Origin of the sequence: Streptococcus sp. SS-4456 (assembly GCF_036680365.1) — a bacterium.
Classification (GTDB): Bacteria; Bacillota; Bacilli; order Lactobacillales; family Streptococcaceae; genus Streptococcus.
The window spans coordinates 1-17,214 of record NZ_JAVIHI010000016.1 but is presented as its reverse complement, the minus strand read 5'-3'; the positions used below and the strand labels follow the sequence as shown (position 1 = coordinate 17,214).

15 protein-coding genes and 1 pseudogene are annotated in these 17,214 nt (G+C 43.4%); all 16 read left to right on the top strand.

The window, feature by feature from the left end; translation table 11 throughout:
• The first annotated feature begins 133 nt into the window (after positions 1-133).
• A complete protein-coding gene (locus tag RFK25_RS05985) occupies positions 134-2,296 on the top strand; it encodes a copper-translocating P-type ATPase (protein ID WP_332412284.1) in 2,163 nt (720 codons plus the stop codon).
• 173 nt (positions 2,297-2,469) lie between these two features.
• Positions 2,470-4,017, top strand: a complete 1,548-nt coding sequence (cls, locus tag RFK25_RS05980) for a cardiolipin synthase (protein ID WP_332412283.1) — start codon at positions 2,470-2,472, stop codon at positions 4,015-4,017.
• Positions 4,018-4,130: 113 nt separating this feature from the next.
• Positions 4,131-6,344: a single-stranded-DNA-specific exonuclease RecJ gene (gene recJ, locus RFK25_RS05975; RefSeq protein ID WP_332412282.1), complete on the top strand. Its 2,214-nt coding sequence runs from the start codon at positions 4,131-4,133 to the stop codon at positions 6,342-6,344.
• Positions 6,329-7,480 carry a DUF3114 domain-containing protein gene (locus tag RFK25_RS05970; protein ID WP_332412281.1) on the top strand — a complete coding sequence of 384 codons (1,152 nt, stop codon included), beginning with the start codon at positions 6,329-6,331 and terminating at the stop codon, positions 7,478-7,480. Before recJ ends, RFK25_RS05970 begins: the two co-directional genes overlap by 16 nt.
• 26 nt (positions 7,481-7,506) lie before the next feature.
• Complete coding sequence (locus RFK25_RS05965) at positions 7,507-8,019, top strand: adenine phosphoribosyltransferase (RefSeq protein WP_044690593.1); 513 nt, start codon at positions 7,507-7,509, stop codon at positions 8,017-8,019.
• A 101-nt stretch (positions 8,020-8,120) separates the two neighbouring features.
• The gene (gene metA / locus RFK25_RS05960; RefSeq protein WP_332412278.1) at positions 8,121-9,062 is read left to right on the top strand and encodes a homoserine O-acetyltransferase MetA; all 942 of its coding nucleotides are present in this window, start codon (positions 8,121-8,123) and stop codon (positions 9,060-9,062) included.
• A 16-nt stretch (positions 9,063-9,078) separates the two neighbouring features.
• On the top strand, positions 9,079-9,753 hold the full coding sequence (locus RFK25_RS05955; protein WP_332412276.1) for a DnaD domain-containing protein: 675 nt from the start codon (positions 9,079-9,081) through the stop codon (positions 9,751-9,753).
• 1 nt (position 9,754) lies between these two features.
• Entirely contained in the window at positions 9,755-10,441 is a 687-nt protein-coding gene (locus RFK25_RS05950; RefSeq protein WP_332412274.1) for a tRNA (adenine(22)-N(1))-methyltransferase, read from the top strand.
• Positions 10,428-11,222: a Nif3-like dinuclear metal center hexameric protein gene (locus RFK25_RS05945; RefSeq protein ID WP_332412272.1), complete on the top strand. Its 795-nt coding sequence runs from the start codon at positions 10,428-10,430 to the stop codon at positions 11,220-11,222. Before RFK25_RS05950 ends, RFK25_RS05945 begins: the two co-directional genes overlap by 14 nt.
• Before the next feature lie 105 nt (positions 11,223-11,327).
• Positions 11,328-12,152, top strand: coding sequence for a ZIP family metal transporter (locus RFK25_RS05940; RefSeq protein WP_332412268.1), 825 nt, complete (start codon positions 11,328-11,330; stop codon positions 12,150-12,152).
• Positions 12,153-12,256: 104 nt separating this feature from the next.
• A complete protein-coding gene (gene rfbA / locus RFK25_RS05935; RefSeq protein WP_024379473.1) occupies positions 12,257-13,126 on the top strand; it encodes a glucose-1-phosphate thymidylyltransferase RfbA in 870 nt (289 codons plus the stop codon).
• Complete coding sequence (locus tag RFK25_RS05930) at positions 13,126-13,719, top strand: dTDP-4-dehydrorhamnose 3,5-epimerase family protein (protein ID WP_332412266.1); 594 nt, start codon at positions 13,126-13,128, stop codon at positions 13,717-13,719. Before rfbA ends, RFK25_RS05930 begins: the two co-directional genes overlap by 1 nt.
• A complete protein-coding gene (locus RFK25_RS05925; protein WP_332412264.1) occupies positions 13,719-14,204 on the top strand; it encodes a phosphoribosylanthranilate isomerase in 486 nt (161 codons plus the stop codon). Before RFK25_RS05930 ends, RFK25_RS05925 begins: the two co-directional genes overlap by 1 nt.
• Positions 14,205-14,384: 180 nt before the next feature.
• Positions 14,385-15,431 (top strand): dTDP-glucose 4,6-dehydratase, encoded by a 1,047-nt coding sequence (gene rfbB, locus RFK25_RS05920; protein WP_332412262.1) that lies wholly within the window; start codon positions 14,385-14,387, stop codon positions 15,429-15,431.
• 54 nt (positions 15,432-15,485) lie between these two features.
• The gene (rfbD, locus tag RFK25_RS05915; RefSeq protein ID WP_332412259.1) at positions 15,486-16,337 is read left to right on the top strand and encodes a dTDP-4-dehydrorhamnose reductase; all 852 of its coding nucleotides are present in this window, start codon (positions 15,486-15,488) and stop codon (positions 16,335-16,337) included.
• A gap of 209 nt (positions 16,338-16,546) precedes the next feature.
• Positions 16,547-17,214 (top strand): annotated as a pseudogene (locus tag RFK25_RS05910) (hypothetical protein); the annotation flags it as partial.

Sequence of the window (17,214 nt, the reverse complement as noted above, 5' to 3'; positions counted from 1 at the left end):
ACACATAATATGACCTAGATGGATTAATGCCATTCTAGGTTTTTTTGATCTAATCGGTTGACATTTTTTGACTACAAGTGTAAACTATAATTGTAAATCGATTACAAATGTAGACAGAAATAGGAGTTGCCTTATGAACCATTCAAAAGAAAATAAGCAGGAACACCAGCATGCGATGCATTCTGAGGAAGTTGGTCAGACCCATCATGATTCCCACCAGCAGGAGCATTCCCATGAAGAGGGGGCTCACGCCAATCATCATTCTGACCATCACAAGCATCATGAAGGAGGCTCTGACGTCAGTCATCATTCTCATCATACTCATGATGCTCATCAGCATCACCAAGGGCATGACCATGACATGATGGAGCATGGTGGGCACATGATGCACATGGGGGATATGAATACAAAACTCAAAGTCGCAGTGGCAGTCATGATTCCCCTACTGGCCATTTCTCCAATTGCAGGTTTCACTCTTTTACGTTTTCCGGGTGTTGAACTTGTCCAGCTGATATTAGGTTCTATTATCTTCTTCTACTCAGGAACACCTTTCTTTAACGGAGCTAGAGGGGAGTTGCAAGCTAAAAAACCTGCAATGATGACCCTGATTTCCATGGGGATTATTGTTTCCTATCTTTACTCCGTTTATGCAACAATTTTAGCGCTATTGGGACAAGAAAGCATGAACTTTTGGTTTGAGTTGTCTACGCTGATTGTCATTATGCTGATTGGGCATATCATTGAGATGAAGGCGGTTATGGGAGCAGGCGATGCCCTAAAAGACTTGGCCTCTCTCATTCCGAAAAAAGCCCATCTCAAGGATGGGACAGATGTTGCGGTAGAGGACTTGCAGATTGGGGATTTCCTCCTAGTCAAGGAAAATGAAAAAATTCCGGCTGACGGTAAGATTTTGAGTGTTGCTCATATTGATGAATCCATGATTACTGGGGAATCTCGAGCTGTCAAAAAAGAGGCGGGAGATAGGGTATTCGGTGGTTCGCTCAATCAAAACACGCCCTTTGAAATGGAAGTGACCAGTCTTGGTAGGGACAGCTTTTTGGCGCAGGTGACCGAAATGGTCCGTCAAGCGCAAAACCAGAAATCCAAGCTTGAAAATATGGCTGACCGCGTAGCCTCTTGGCTCTTCTATGCAGCTTTAATTGTGGGGATTATGGCCTTTATTTATTGGACCATGACGGCTAATCTTGCCTTTGCCTTGATGATGGCAGTTTCTGTTTTTGTCATTGCCTGTCCGCATGCCCTTGGTTTAGCCATCCCTCTTGTTGTGGCGCGTTTGACCACGATTTCTTCAAAAAATGGTCTTTTGGTTCAGAACCGAACAGCTCTTGAACAGGTTAACCAGATTCGGTTTGCCTTGATGGATAAGACCGGAACCTTGACCGACGGAAAATTTCAAGTTCGACACAGTCAAGATTTGGTTGAGGGAGCGGATGTGCTGGCCAAAATGGCAGCCCTAGAAGTTCATTCAACCCACCCAATTGCCCTTTCCATAGTGGAGGCGGCAGGTCAACATTCCTATCAAGTAGAGCAGGTTGAGAATATCCCTGGTAGTGGGATTCGAGGAGTCTTGGATGGAAGGGTTTATGAAATCATGTCCTACAAAGGTCTGCAGGAAATAGGTTTGTCAGTGGATCAGGACGTGATTGCTCCCTATCTTGATTTGGGTCTAACCGTGAGTTTTTTGGTGACTGATCATGTGGTCTTGGGATTTGTAGCCTTGGGAGACCAGATAAAAGAAGATGCTAAAGATTTTGTAGCAGGCTTGAAAGCGCAGGGTATTAGTCCTGTGATGTTAACGGGTGACAATCTAGCTACCGCACAAAAAGTAGCCATTCAGTTGGGCATAGAGGATTACCGAGCTGAACTTAAACCAGAGGATAAGGCAAAACTGGTCAAGGACTATCAGGCGCGTGGGGCAGTTCTTTTCATCGGCGATGGGGTCAATGATTCGCCTGCTCTAGCGACGGCAGATTTAGGCTTTGCCATTGGCGCAGGAACTTCTGTTGCCATCCACTCTGCAGACGTGGTCTTGGTTCAATCCAATCCATCAGCAGTCTTGGATATGTTGAGCATTGCCAAGACAACCATCCGCAAAATGAAGCAAAATCTCTGGTTTGGGGCAGGTTACAACATCATTGCCATTCCCTTAGCTGCTGGAATCCTCTATCCAAGCATGGGCATTATGGTGGATCCTTTATTGGCGGCTGTGCTCATGAGTCTATCGACGGTTATTGTCGCTATCAATGCTATGGGCTTACGTTACGGTAAACCGTAGAAATTTTGACAGATAATATATATAAGTAAAACACCGGTCTATGTCGGTGTTTTATGATGTAGGAGATAGGGGTGCTGTTTTCAAGTAAGAACTGCGAGAAATCTACTGCGATAATTAGTATGATATTTGACTATAATCTGGTATAATGGGAAAAAACATCGTGAGAGTGTAGTATGAAAAAATTGTGGAAAATTATTTATAGTCGGGTTTTTATAGTTCTTGCCCTTTTATTATTGACAGTCTTTGCGATAGTTTGGGTGGTTGGTTCACTAGCAGTCTATGTCCCAGCTATCTTGACGGCACTACAACTTTTTTCTATTATCGTAGCCATTTCCATCATCAATCGCCCAATGAACGCCAGTTTCAAGTTGACCTGGATAGTTTTTGTCATCGGTTTTCCTGTTTTTGGAGCCCTCTTTTACTATATTCTCCAATCCAACATTGAAACTCGTCGCTATCGCAAAACCTTTCAGCGACAGGCGGAAATCTTGCGGCAGTATGGAAAGACTTCTGACAAGGTGATGAATGGTCTGGCCAAAGCAGACAGGGAGCAACTGAAACTGGCCCACTACATGAGCGAGTATGTCGGCTATCCTCTTCATACCAATACAGATGCGGTTTATTTTTCGTCAGGTGAGGCCAAGTTTGAAGCTCTTTTAGAGGAGTTGAAAAAAGCAGAGCAGTATATCTTTATGGAGTACTTCATTGTTGATGAAGGTTTTATGTGGGAGTCGATCTTGGACATTCTCAAGGAAAAGGCGGCTCAAGGTGTAGAAGTCCGATTTATGTATGATGGAATGAATTCCCTTAGTACTCTGCCCTACACCTACTACAAAACCTTGCGCTCCTATGGTATCAAAACACGGGTTTTCTCACAGATTATTCCCGCCCTTTCTACCGTTCAGAACAACCGTGACCACCGTAAAATTGCGGTCATCGACGGCAAGGTGGCATTTACAGGCGGCGTCAATATTGCAGATGAATATATTAACAAGATAGAACGTTTTGGTTACTGGAAAGATGCAGCCATCATGGTCAAGGGAGAGGCCGTTTCCAACTTTACTCTCATGTTTTTGCAGATGTGGAACCACAATGAGAAAAAGCCAACGGATGATTTGAAATACTTGAAAGCGGCGCGTGAGGCTGAAGTGGAAGAAGTGACTGGTCAAGGCTATTTTCTGGCCTACGGTGAAAATCCCTTTGATAATGACGAGGTTGCCAAGCGTGTTTATTTGGATATGATCCAGTCCGCAACGGATTATATCTACATCATGACTCCATATCTGGTCTTGGATGATGAAATGATTGATAACCTGACCTATGCTGCCAAACGTGGTGTACGGGTTAAATTACTCTTACCGCATATCTATGACAAGCAATCGGCCTATCTGGCCGCTCGGATGGATTTTAGAACTTATTTAGAAGCTGGCATTGAGATTTATGAATACACACCGGGCTTTGTCCATTCAAAAGTCGTTCTGGTAGATGATAAGAAGGCGACTGTTGGAACGGTCAATATGGATTTCCGCTCCTTCTATCTCAACTTTGAGTGTGGCTTGTATGTCTACAACCACAAGCAAGTTTTGGCAGATATTTTACAGGATTTCGAAGATTCCTTTGCCCAATCCGAGCGAATCACCTTGGTCGGTTTTGAAAATACCTATCCTTGGTATAAGCGTTTGGCTGGTGCCTTGATGAATATTATCTCACCATTGCTTTAAAAATAATCTTGCATAGTTGGAGCAGGGGGTGATTGATTAAATTCAGTCCTCCCCTTGCTCCATTTTTCTATGAAAATGGTATAATAGAAAGACATCTTGAAGGAGTGAAACACGTGATAAAACCCAACTATGACTGGCAATTATTGACCGGTTTTTCTGATGAACAATTTATCAAAGTCGCTAAAAAAGAAGGATTGGACCCTGTAGCTGCAAAGTTACTCTACGAACGTGGTATTCAGTCGGCGGAAGAGTTGCAAGCTTTTTTACAACCAAGCCTCGAAGACCTCCACGATCCCTATTTGTTACATGATATGGACAAGGCAGTGGAGCGGATCCGTCGGGCCATTGAAGATTATGAACAGATCTTGATCTATGGGGATTATGATGCGGACGGGATGACCTCGGCATCTATTCTCAAGGAAACCTTGGAAGAAATGGGGGCAGAAGTTCAGGTCTACCTTCCAAACCGTTTTACAGATGGCTATGGTCCCAATCAGTCGGTTTATAAGTATTTTATCGAGCAACAGGGCATTTCTCTGATTGTGACGGTGGATAATGGCGTTGCGGGTCATGAAGCTATTGCCTATGCTCAGGAAATGGGTGTCGATGTTGTTGTGACGGACCACCATTCCATGCAGGAAACGCTTCCTAATGCCTATGCCATTGTCCACCCAGAACATCCAGAGGGAAACTATCCCTTCAAACACCTAGCTGGTTGTGGTGTAGCCTTTAAACTAGCCTGTGCACTACTGGAAACCGTTCATGCAGATTTACTGGATTTGGTTGCCATTGGCACTATCGCTGATATGGTAAGTCTAACAGGTGAAAATCGTGTCATGGTCAAGTATGGACTTTCTCTTCTTAAACAAACGGAGCGAGCAGGTCTTCAAGAATTGATGAAAATTGCAGGAATTGATGTAGATAGCCTTGATGAAGAAACAGTTGGTTTCCAACTGGCTCCGAGATTGAATGCTCTGGGGCGTTTAGATGATCCAAATCCAGCCATCGAACTTCTGACTGGTTTTGACGATGAAGAAGCCCATGAGATTGCTCTGATGATTGACAGTAAAAATGAAGAGCGTAAGAATGTCGTTCAAGCTATCTATGATGAAGCCAAGTCCATGCTCCGCTCTGATAGACCCATTCAAGTTCTAGCCAAAGAGGGCTGGAACCCAGGTGTTCTAGGAATTGTAGCGGGTCGTTTGCTTGAAGAATTACACCAACCCGTCATAGTCTTGTCCATTGAAGATGGTAAGGCCAAGGGGTCAGCCCGTTCGGTTGAGGCTGTGGACATTTTCCAGGCCCTCAAAGACCACCAAGACCTCTTTATTGCCTTTGGTGGCCATGCTGGTGCGGCTGGTATGACCTTGGAAGTGGAAAAATTAGACCAGTTGGCAGATACCTTAACAGCCTATATCATTGAGAATAAGCTGGACTTGTCTAGCAAGTCTTCCCTTATTTTGGATGAAGAATTGGATTTAGAGGAATTAACCCTAGATACGCTAAAATCCTTTGAAAAATTAGCGCCCTACGGGATGGACAATAAAAAGCCGATTTTCTATATTAAGGATTTCCAAGTGGAATCTGCACGGACCATGGGGCAGAATAATGCCCACCTCAAACTTCGTATTACTAAAGGGGCAGCTGGATTTGATGTGGTGGCCTTTGGCAAGGGCAATCTTGCCTTGGAATTTTCTCAGGCCAAAAACTTGGAATTGGCCGTTACTCTCTCCGTCAACAAGTGGAATGGCAATACCAGCCTCCAGCTTATGCTGGTAGATGCTAGGGTCAATGGTGTCCAGCTCTATAATATTCGCGGAAAGCAACATCAGCTGCCAGTTGGCATTCCTGTTTTGGATTTAGACAATTCCAAGACGAATGAAAAAGCCATTGTTCTAGCAAGTTTGCCTGAAGACATCAGCAGTCTGCGCAGCTATTTCCAAGAAAATGAATTTGAGGCGATTTACTTTAAAAATGAAATTGCCAAACCTTACTATCTGGATGGCTACGGCAGTCGGGACCAATTTGCCAAATTGTACAAGACCATTTATCAGTTTGATGAGTTTGATGTGCGCTATAAATTGAAAGATTTGGCTGCTTACTTGAAAATCAAGGACACCCTATTAGTGAAAATGATTCAAATTTTCCAAGAATTGGAATTTGTAACCATTACGGACGGTGTCATGCGGGTTAACAAGGAAGCGCAGAAGCGGGAAATTTCAGAAAGTCAGATTTACCAAGACTTGAAAGAAACGGTTGTCCAGCAAGAATTGATGGCACTGGGCACAGTTCAGGAGATTTATGACTGGCTATGTGGGCAAGTTTGATGATGCCTGTCTTTCTCGGTCTTCTGCTTTTATTGCTTATCTTTGTGTATTTTTGGCACACCAATCGCCGGAAAAAAGACTTGGAAGCCTTGGAAGAAGTTGAACCAGTCCGGCAAGCCTTGAAAGTATTGAGGAGTAAAGGGTGGTCAGAAAAGGCGATTTACAAGGCATTTCTTAAAGATTTACTGAAAATGCCAAAAGCAGAAATTCCAGTATTTGTCCAAAACTTCATGGATGAACTTACGATTTTTGCCTCGACCAGCTTTTACAAGTTGTTAAAGGCTGAAAGTTGGTCTATGACCAAAGAAAAAGCACGGAGTTTGCTAGAGCAGATTATGGAGATCTTGGAAGCTCCAGAAGATCTACACCATAGCCACCTACCTGACTTGCTAGGGAAAATAGACGGTAACTGCCCTCCCCACCATCCTTTCTGGCGCTTGTTTGCTGACTTAATTGACAAAGCCTTTCCTGGTCAGGAGCTGGCAGAGAATAGTGAACTTGGCAAACAAGTCCATCAATTGCGCTATCTGATTTCCTACCAGCAGGCGACTTGGGTGCGTCAGCACTATGGACAAGGAAAAACAGATTGGCAGGCCTTGGTAGCCTACCTAGCTAGCTTGCCTGGTTGGTCCTATCGTTTGAGGGAATCTGCCCGCCTACATAATAAGCAATTATTTGCTAGGGATGAGAAGCAAATCCTACCTACCAATCTAAAAGTTTTGATTGGATTTCATAGCGAATTCATCCTGGCACAAGATGGACAATTTGCCTTGATATTAGAAGAGAAACCTTCTAAAAACGGAGTGGTCAATGGAGCTTCCTTTAATTATGCCAGTGCTAACAACAAACGCCATGCCCAACTAGATATGGCTCCAGTTGGTCCCCATGACCCAGCATTTCGTAAGAAAATGATCAGGTCTAAAGCTGGGACCTACCTATCACCTACTCGCATTTCTAAGCATGAAAGCAAGCTTAATCAGACAGCTTGGGAACAATCCTTTTTCAATTCTCAAGGCTATTTTTCTCATAAGGGACATAGCAGAGCTGTACTTGTAGCTAGCTTGGGTAGGCGTTTTGCCAAAGATATAAGATTTGAAATGTACCAAAAACTAATTTCATGGTATAATAAAGAGTAAAACTAAAAATTTAAAGAGAGATGAAAATGAACTTAAAAGATTACATCGCAACCATTCCTGATTATCCAAAAGAAGGTATCGAATTCCGTGACATCAGTCCTTTGATGGCTGATGGCAACGCTTATAGCTACGCCGTACGTGAAATTGTTCAGTACGCGACTGACAAGCAAATCGATATGATTGTAGGTCCAGAGGCGCGTGGTTTCATCGTGGGATGCCCAGTTGCTTTTGAATTGGGTATTGGTTTTGCTCCAGTTCGTAAGCCAGGCAAATTACCACGCGAAGTTATCTCAGCTGACTATGAAAAAGAGTACGGTGTGGATACTTTGACTATGCATGCGGATGCGATTAAGCCAGGTCAACGTGTTCTTATCGTTGATGACTTGTTGGCAACTGGTGGAACTGTCAAAGCGACCATCGAAATGATTGAAAAACTTGGTGGTGTTGTAGCAGGCTGTGCCTTCTTGATTGAGTTGGATGATCTCAAGGGTCGCGAAGCAATCGGTGATTACGACTATAAAGTTCTGATGCATTATTAAGATTGTTATAGCCAAAACTTATAACTGGTACTTATTTTATTCTAATTGAATTGCATAACAACCTGTCTTATAATAAATATAAGAAACTCAGGAGGTTGCTTATGCCGATTAAAATTGAAAAATCATTACCAGCAGTAGATATTTTGAGAGAAGAGAATATTTTTGTCATGGACAGTGTCCGTGCCAGTCGCCAGGACATTCGTCCTATCAAGATTTTAATTCTCAATCTCATGCCACAGAAAATTGTGACGGAGACTCAGCTGCTCCGTCTTTTAGCAAATACTCCCTTGCAATTAGAAGTTGAATTTCTATACATGGCAAGTCATGAGTCAAAAAATACTCATTCGGATCACTTGGAGCAATTTTACAAGACATTTGAACAGGTCAAGGATGAGTTTTTTGACGGTTTGATTGTTACAGGGGCACCAGTGGAGAATTTAGCATTTGAAGAAGTAGATTATTGGCAAGAGCTAGTTCAAGTCTTCGAATGGTCTAAGGCCCATGTTTATTCAACCCTACATATTTGTTGGGGGGCGCAGGCTGGTTTATATGCTCGCTATGGCGTGCCAAAACACTCCATGGCAAGAAAATTATCAGGTGTTTATTGTCAAGAGGTAACCTATCCCACTTGTTCCCTCATGCGTGGATTTGATGACGAATTTCGTTCACCACACTCACGCTACACAGAGGTCAAGGAAGAGGATATTACCCATCTAGATGACTTGTTGATTTTGTCACAGGGCAAGGATGTGGGATTGTCAATTTTAGCTAGCAAAGACTTGAGAGAAGTCTATAGTTTTGGGCATCTGGAATATGACAGAGATACATTAGCCAAAGAATACCAGCGGGATTGCTTGGCAGGTAAAAATCCTCATATACCAGAAAATTACTTCAAAGAAGATGATCCTACAAGCAGACCATCCTTGTCATGGAACCTGCCAGCAGCACAATTCTTTACCAACTGGGTCAACTATGCTGTCTATCAGGAAACACCTTATGATTGGAAAACCTTTGAGCAGTCAGCCCTTTCAGCAAGTCTTTAGTCTTTAAAGAGGAAATATGAACTATTCACAGCAATTTCGGCAGGGACAACTGGTCCTTCCTGCAGCGATTTTATTTCATTATCAGGAGCTTTTTCCATCAGCAGATGATTTTTTGGTCTGGCAATTTTTCTTTTATCAAAATACATCACCGCTAGAAGCCTTGGCTCCTAGTGAGATTGCTCAGGCAATCGGCAGGACTGTTGCCCAGGTCAACCAGTCTATTGAAAATTTGCAAGAAGCTGGCCTATTGGACTTTAAGACCATCAGCATTGCTGGTGAAATTGAAATGATTTTCGATGCCTTTCCGGCCTTAGAAAAGTTAGATGAATTACTAGCTCCTAAAGAAGCAGCACAATTCCTTCCAGCTGAAAATGATTTGAAAACCATGGTCGGTGAGTTTGAACGGGAGTTGGGTCGCCTCTTGTCACCTTATGAAATTGAGGACTTGCAGAAGACAATCGAAGATGATAAGACTTCTATTGACTTGGTTCGGGCTGCCTTAAAAGAAGCTGTTTTTAACAATAAAACCAATTGGAAATACATCCAGGCTATTTTACGCAACTGGCGTCGGGAGGGTATCACAAGTGTCGCTCAGGTAGAAGCTAAAAATGCGGAAAGAGAAGTCCAACAAGCTAAAAATGTGACAGTTTCGAGTGACTTTCTGGATGCCATGTGGATGTGGAAAGATTAAAATGGAAACAAGATTATCAAAAAGACTGGCAACAGTCGCAGACTATGTGCCCCAAGGGGCTCGACTAGCAGATGTAGGGAGTGACCATGCTTATCTCCCTCTTTTTTTGGTGGAACAGGGCAGGATTGATTATGCAGTCGCTGGCGAAGTTGTTCAAGGTCCCTACCAGTCAGCCCTTCAAAATGTGGAGCAGGCAGGTCAGTCAGACAAGATTTCAGTTCGCATGGCAAATGGTTTGGCAGCGGTTGAGCTGGCTGACCAAGTCAGCACTGTGACTATTGCAGGTATGGGTGGTCGTCTGATAGCTGAAATCTTGGAAGCTGGGAAAGACAAACTTGGTTCGGTTGAGCGATTGGTTTTACAGCCCAATAACCGAGAAGATGATGTCCGTCATTGGTTGGTTGAGCATGATTTTCAGATTATTGCAGAGGAAATATTGGAAGAGAATGACAAGATTTATGAAATTTTGGTAGCGGAGAAAGGAAATGTTGACTTGACTGCTTACCAGTTACGGTTTGGTCCTTATTTGCTGGAAGAGCAATCTGCTACCTTCCAGAAGAAGTGGCTCAAGGAACTGGACAAACTGACCTACGCTTTGGAGCAAGTGCCTCTTGAACGCCAAGCTGACCGCTCTGCTATTTCTAAAAAAATCCAACAAATTCAGGAGGTGCTTCATGTTAGCAAGTAAAGTAATCGAGCGGTACCAGGCTTTTTGTCCACCGTCTCTGGCTATGGAGGGCGATGTGAAAGGGCTGCAAATCGGTACGCTCAAGAAGGACATTCGTCGGGTCATGGTGGCTCTGGATATTCGTGAAACGACGGTGGCGGAGGCTATTGACAAGCGGGTGGACTTGATTATCGTCAAGCATGCTCCGATTTTCCGTCCGCTCAAGGACTTGGTGGCGGACAATCCGCAAACTAAAATGTATCTTGATTTGATTAAGCATGATATTGCAGTCTATGTTAGTCATACAGATATTGATGTGGTTGAGGGTGGTCTCAACGACTGGTTCTGTGAACTATTAGAAATTCAAGATACTACCTACTTGATTGAAACTGCTGAGGGGCAGGGGCTAGGTCGTGTGGGGACAATAGCAGAGCAGACCTTGGAGGAGTTGGCTTTGAAAGTTAAGGACGTTTTTGGTCTAGATGCTGTCCGTCTGGTGACTTATGGTCATCAAGCTCAGCAGTATGTCAGCCGTGTGGCCATCTGTGGTGGCAGTGGAGGCTCTTACTACCATGAGGCCCTTGCCAAGGGGGCAGATGTTTACATCACAGGCGATATTTACTACCATACGGGTCAGGATATGTTGACACAAGGTTTGCTAGCCATTGACCCTGGACACCATATCGAAGCCTTGTTTATCAAGAAAATTGCAGATTTACTGGAAACTTGGAAGGCAGAAGAAGGTTGGGACGTGGAAATCCTTCCATCGACTGTTTCGACCAATCCATTTAGACATTTGTAGGAGTTGCGTTTTGCAACTCTTTTTTTAAAAAAATACTCTTGCAATATTTCAATAATTAGGTTATCCTAATTATTGAAATATGCTTGATTAAAAAGGAGTTGGAATATGTCCTGGTTTTCGGAACAGTCTGTGGTGTTACAGGCTTTGCTTGGTGGTTTATTTACATGGTTTTGTACCATTCTTGGTTCAGCCATAGTATTTTTCTTTAAGACGGTCAGTCGGCGCTTGCTGGATACCATGCTTGGTTTTGCTGCCGGTGTCATGATTGCGGCTTCATTCTGGTCTTTGCTAGCTCCGTCTATTGAATACGCAGAAGCTGCCTATGGTGGTCTTGCTTGGATTCCAGCTGCAGTTGGTTTTGCAGTTGGTGGCATTTTCTTGCGCTTGGTCGATGCTTGGGTTCCTCATTTGCATTTAGGGCGTGACAAAGAGCAGGCAGAAGGTGGAGATGAGAAGAACAGAAAAAATCTGTCTAAGACAGCTTTGCTATTTTTAGCCATCACCATCCACAATATTCCAGAAGGTTTAGCAGTCGGTGTGACTTTTGGTGCCTTGGCTTCTAATTACAGCCCGGCAGCGTTTGTGGGAGCACTGGGACTTGCTATCGGTATTGGTTTGCAAAACATTCCAGAGGGAGCGGCCTTGGCTATTCCCATTCGGACGGATGGTGCTTCACGTTGGAAAGCCTTTTATTGGGGCTCCATGTCCGCCATTGTTGAGCCGATTGCAGCTCTGCTTGGTGCGGTAGCCGTGACCTATATGACACCTATTTTGCCTTACGCATTATCATTTGCTGCCGGTGCTATGATTTTTGTGGTTGTGGAAGAATTGATACCTGAATCACAAACAAACGGCAATACAGACATTGCAACACTTGGGCTCATGGCAGGATTTATCATTATGATGGTCTTGGATGTGGCTCTTGGTTAAATCATGAAGAGTGGTAAGTCCGATTTTCGGGCTTTTTTCTTATGACATAATCCTTCAGAATATGGTATAATAGACTGAATATATTTTAGGGAAGGTACTCTTATATGAAAGGTATTATTCTAGCAGGTGGTTCAGGTACACGCCTTTATCCTTTGACACGAGCGGCTTCAAAACAATTGATGCCTATCTATGACAAACCAATGATTTACTATCCATTGTCAACACTTATGTTGGCTGGGATTAAAGAAATTTTGATTATCTCAACACCTCAAGATCTTCCACGTTTTAAGGATATGTTAGGAGATGGTTCTGAACTTGGAATTTCACTTTCTTATGCAGAACAACCAAGTCCAGATGGTTTGGCACAAGCCTTTATTATCGGTGAAGAATTTATCGGTGATGACAATGTAGCCTTGATCCTTGGTGATAACATCTACCACGGCAATGGATTGACCAAGATGTTGCAACGTGCAGCCAGCAAAGAAAAGGGAGCGACTGTCTTTGGTTACCAAGTAAAAGATCCAGAACGCTTTGGTGTTGTTGAGTTTGACGCTGATATGAATGCCATCTCTATCGAAGAAAAACCTGAAGAGCCAAAATCAAACTTTGCTGTTACTGGTCTTTACTTCTATGACAATGATGTTGTGGAGATTGCGAAAAACATTAAACCATCTCCTCGTGGCGAGTTGGAAATCACTGATGTCAACAAGGCTTACTTAGAACGCGGCGACTTATCTGTTGAGCTTATGGGTCGTGGATTTGCTTGGTTGGATACAGGTACGCATGAAAGCCTCTTAGAAGCAGCTCAATACATCGAAACAGTTCAGCGCTTGCAGAATGTTCAAGTGGCTAACTTGGAAGAAATTGCTTACCGCATGGGCTACATTACAAAAGAACAAGTGCATGAATTGGCACAACCGCTTAAGAAAAATGAATACGGACAATACTTACTCCGTTTGATTGGAGAGGCCTAATGACAGATAACTTTTTCGGTAAAACACTAGCAGCTCGCCCGGTTGAAGCTATTCCAGGAATGTTAGAATTCGACATTCCTGTTCATGGCGACAACCGTGGCTGGTTCAAGGAGAACTTCCAAAAGGAAAAAATGTTGCCTCTCGGCTTCCCAGAGAGCTTCTTCGCAGAAGGAAAGTTGCAGAATAACGTTTCTTTTTCTCGCAAAAACGTTCTTCGTGGTCTTCACGCAGAGCCTTGGGATAAGTACATTTCAGTAGCAGACGGCGGTAAGGTTTTGGGAACTTGGGTCGATCTACGTGAAGGCGAAACCTTCGGTAATACCTACCAAACCGTTATCGATGCTTCAAAAGGTATCTTCGTTCCGCGCGGAGTAGCCAATGGTTTCCAAGTCTTGTCAGATTTCGTGGCTTACAGCTACTTAGTCAACGACTACTGGGCTTTGGAGCTTAAGCCTAAGTATGCCTTCGTCAACTACGCTGACCCTAGCCTCGACATCAAGTGGGAAAATCTAGAAGAAGCAGAAGTTTCAGAAGCAGATGAAAACCACCCACTCCTCAAGGACGTCAAGCCTTTGAGAAAAGAGGACCTCTAATGTTTCAAGCCTTTTTGGAAATAGCAGAGCAGTTAAACAAGTTAGGAATCACTCCCTTGTTAATGGGCTCAGTTGGTTTGGAAAGGCGGACAGGAAGAGATTGGCAGGCAAGGGACCTTGATATTCATGTACCCAGTGATCCGCGTGGCTGGGAAGCCCCAGATGACGAACGGATATATCGTGCTGATGAGCTGATTGCCATGATGAACCAACTAGGCTATGTCCTGGTTGACCGTCATGAACATGAATTTCATAAAGACGGCTTATCTGTTGAATTCGGAGGTCTACATTCACTACCTGAATTTGCAGGTGTAGAGCTAGAAGATTTGGAAAAACTAGAAACAGCAGGTATTCGCTATTACCTACCGACACTTGAACAATACCTGAAAATCTACCAAGCCTCTTCAAAAGATTCCTACCGTGCAGAAAACAACAACCAAAAAGACTTTGCTAAGATTGCTTACTTGAAGGAAATCTTGAAGTAAAGAAAGCGAGCCAATCGCGATAGTTTCCACCGTAATGAAAAGCAGCTCCTTTGCTAAGGAGCTGGGGGGACCCATGAGACCGTGGACTCATAGGTTAGTCATGAAACACCTTGGCAGTTGCTTAGGTCCCCACTACCTAAGGAAACTATCACAAAAAGAAAAAACTTTTCGGAGAAAAAAATGTCTCAATTTAAAAATATTATCGTAACTGGTGGAGCTGGTTTCATCGGTTCAAACTTTGTACACTATGTTTATAACAATCATCCAGACGTTCACGTAACTGTTTTGGATAAACTTACTTATGCAGGAAACAAGGCTAATTTGGAAGCTATTCTTGGTGACCGTGTTGAGCTTGTTGTTGGCGACATTGCAGATGCTGAATTGGTTGACAAATTGGCTGCTAAGGCAGATGCTATTGTTCACTATGCGGCAGAAAGCCACAACGACAACTCTCTCAATGATCCAAGCCCATTCATCCATACCAACTTTATCGGTACCTATACTCTTCTTGAAGCGGCTCGTAAATATGACATCCGTTTCCACCATGTATCGACCGACGAAGTATACGGTGACCTTCCTTTGCGTGAAGACTTGCCAGGTCATGGAGAAGGTCCAGGTGAGAAATTCACTGCGGAAACCAACTACAATCCATCATCACCTTACTCATCAACCAAGGCTGCATCAGACTTGATTGTTAAAGCATGGGTGCGTTCATTTGGTGTCAGAGCAACGATTTCAAACTGTTCAAACAACTACGGACCATACCAACACATCGAGAAATTTATCCCACGCCAAATCACCAATATCTTGGCGGGTATTAAGCCAAAACTTTACGGTGAAGGTAAAAACGTCCGTGACTGGATTCATACCAATGACCACTCGACTGGTGTTTGGGCAATTTTGACAAAAGGCCGCATGGGCGAAACTTACCTAATCGGTGCTGACGGTGAGAAGAACAACAAAGAAGTGCTTGAATTGATTCTTGAAAAAATGGGTCAACCAAAAGATGCTTATGATCACGTAACTGACCGTGCAGGACACGATTTGCGCTATGCTATTGACGCAAGCAAACTCCGTGATGAGCTAGGATGGACACCACAATTCACAGACTTCTCTCAAGGTTTGGAAGAGACTATCCAGTGGTATACAGATAACCAAGACTGGTGGAAGGCTGAAAAAGAAGCTGTTGAAGCCAATTACGCGAAAACGCAAGAAGTTATTAAGTAAGACTATTAAAGGCTAGGGCTCTTGCCCAAGCCTTTCTTGAAATAAGGAGCAAACATGATTTTAATTACAGGTGCAAATGGTCAGTTGGGTACAGAATTGCGTTATCTCTTGGATGAGCGTGGCGTTGAGTATGTGGCTGCTGACGTAGCAGAAATGGACATAACTGATGCAGATAAAGTAGACGCCTTCTTTGCAGAAGTAAAGCCAAGCGTTGTTTACCACTGTGCAGCCTACACAGCTGTTGATATGGCAGAAGATGAGGGCAAGGATCTCAACTACAAGATTAACGTAACAGGTTCTGAGAATGTTGCTAAAGCGGCAGCTAAATACGGTGCGACCCTCGTTTACATCTCAACGGACTATGTCTTCAACGGTGAGTTGCCAGTCGGTCAAGAGTGGCAAGTAGATGACCAACCAGATCCTCAATCAGAATATGGTCGTACCAAGCGCTTGGGTGAGGAAGCAGTTGAGAAATTTGCTGACAAATTCTACACTGTTCGTACAGCTTGGGTCTTTGGTAACTACGGTAAAAACTTTGTTTTCACTATGCAAAATCTTGCGGAAACCCGCGATACCTTGACGGTTGTCAATGACCAACACGGTCGCCCAACTTGGACCCGTACCCTTGCGGAATTCATGGTACACTTGGTGGAAACTGGTCAAGAATTTGGTTACTACCATTTGTCAAATGATGCGGCAGAAGATACGACTTGGTTTGACTTTGCGACTGAAATCCTCAAAGATACTAATACCAAAGTATTGCCAGTGGATTCTAGCCAATTCCCAGCTAAGGCTAAGCGTCCTTTCAACTCAACCATGAGCTTGGACAAGGCAAAAGCCACAGGCTTTGTCATCCCAACTTGGCAAGAAGCTCTGGAAGCTTTTTATAAGCAGGGGAATTGCTAATTTTTCTTCATTCTACTGGTCAAAATTTTCTATAATAACTTTTCATCAAAAAAGAAATATGCTATAATTAAAATTGTATAATTATAGAAGGTGGGTGGTAGTTTTCTATACCAATATTGAACAGTATGCTTTGCAAATGTATTTGTGAGCATACTAGAATACTCAAGAAACTTTTCGAGGTGAGAAGTTTCGTAGAAAAGGAGGAATTAGTGAAAAAGATAATTGTATTCCTTTCACTTTGCACATTGGTCTTAAGTAGTCAAGTTGTTCATGCTGATGCTGAAAATGTAACGCCTCAGAATGCTATTGCGGGAGTTGTAGCCAATTCTAGCGGACAGCCATCGGTCGAGCAAGAAAATAGTTATTCGGCTACTTTGGAGAATGTAACAGAGGAAAACGAATCAGGTTCAGCACAGCTTAACTCGATTAGCTCTACAGTTGTAAGTTCGTCATCTTCCATTGATTTACAAGTGGAGGAGGCTGATAGTTCTAATAGTGCTAGCACATCCAATCTTTCGGACCTATCCGCAGGCACTAGTACATCCAGTATTTCTGATTTATCCGCTGATATTAGCACGTCCAATCTTTCGGAAAGTTCTACTGATGAAATCAGTACGTCCAGTTTTACGGCGTCTTCTACTGAAGCTAGTATTCCAAATCCGTCCACTAGAGCAAGTACTAAAACTGTAATTTCTAGTGTAACTGAAACAAGTTCATCAACTTCATCGACACAGGTTGGAACCGGTTTACGTTCGATGCCAAGGACAACTAGTCTTTCAGGCAATCTTTCAGTTTCGAATGTCAATGCCCAATCAGGTAGCTTTGATGTCCATGTTACTAATGTATCAGCCCCACGAGGTTTGAGCAAGGTCTTGGT

What these genes read in the sequence shown, in the direction of transcription:
- RFK25_RS05925 (WP_332412264.1), top strand. Translation starts at nt 13,719, where the DNA reads ATGTTTCAAGCCTTTTTGGAAATAGCAGAGCAGTTAAACAAGTTAGGA.
- RFK25_RS05955 (WP_332412276.1), top strand. Translation starts at nt 9,079, where the DNA reads ATGAACTATTCACAGCAATTTCGGCAGGGACAACTGGTCCTTCCTGCA.
- rfbD (WP_332412259.1), top strand. Translation starts at nt 15,486, where the DNA reads ATGATTTTAATTACAGGTGCAAATGGTCAGTTGGGTACAGAATTGCGT.
- RFK25_RS05985 (WP_332412284.1), top strand. Translation starts at nt 134, where the DNA reads ATGAACCATTCAAAAGAAAATAAGCAGGAACACCAGCATGCGATGCAT.
- cls (WP_332412283.1), top strand. Translation starts at nt 2,470, where the DNA reads ATGAAAAAATTGTGGAAAATTATTTATAGTCGGGTTTTTATAGTTCTT.
- RFK25_RS05965 (WP_044690593.1), top strand. Translation starts at nt 7,507, where the DNA reads ATGAACTTAAAAGATTACATCGCAACCATTCCTGATTATCCAAAAGAA.
- RFK25_RS05970 (WP_332412281.1), top strand. Translation starts at nt 6,329, where the DNA reads ATGTGGGCAAGTTTGATGATGCCTGTCTTTCTCGGTCTTCTGCTTTTA.
- RFK25_RS05950 (WP_332412274.1), top strand. Translation starts at nt 9,755, where the DNA reads ATGGAAACAAGATTATCAAAAAGACTGGCAACAGTCGCAGACTATGTG.
- metA (WP_332412278.1), top strand. Translation starts at nt 8,121, where the DNA reads ATGCCGATTAAAATTGAAAAATCATTACCAGCAGTAGATATTTTGAGA.
- RFK25_RS05945 (WP_332412272.1), top strand. Translation starts at nt 10,428, where the DNA reads ATGTTAGCAAGTAAAGTAATCGAGCGGTACCAGGCTTTTTGTCCACCG.
- RFK25_RS05930 (WP_332412266.1), top strand. Translation starts at nt 13,126, where the DNA reads ATGACAGATAACTTTTTCGGTAAAACACTAGCAGCTCGCCCGGTTGAA.
- rfbA (WP_024379473.1), top strand. Translation starts at nt 12,257, where the DNA reads ATGAAAGGTATTATTCTAGCAGGTGGTTCAGGTACACGCCTTTATCCT.
- rfbB (WP_332412262.1), top strand. Translation starts at nt 14,385, where the DNA reads ATGTCTCAATTTAAAAATATTATCGTAACTGGTGGAGCTGGTTTCATC.
- RFK25_RS05940 (WP_332412268.1), top strand. Translation starts at nt 11,328, where the DNA reads ATGTCCTGGTTTTCGGAACAGTCTGTGGTGTTACAGGCTTTGCTTGGT.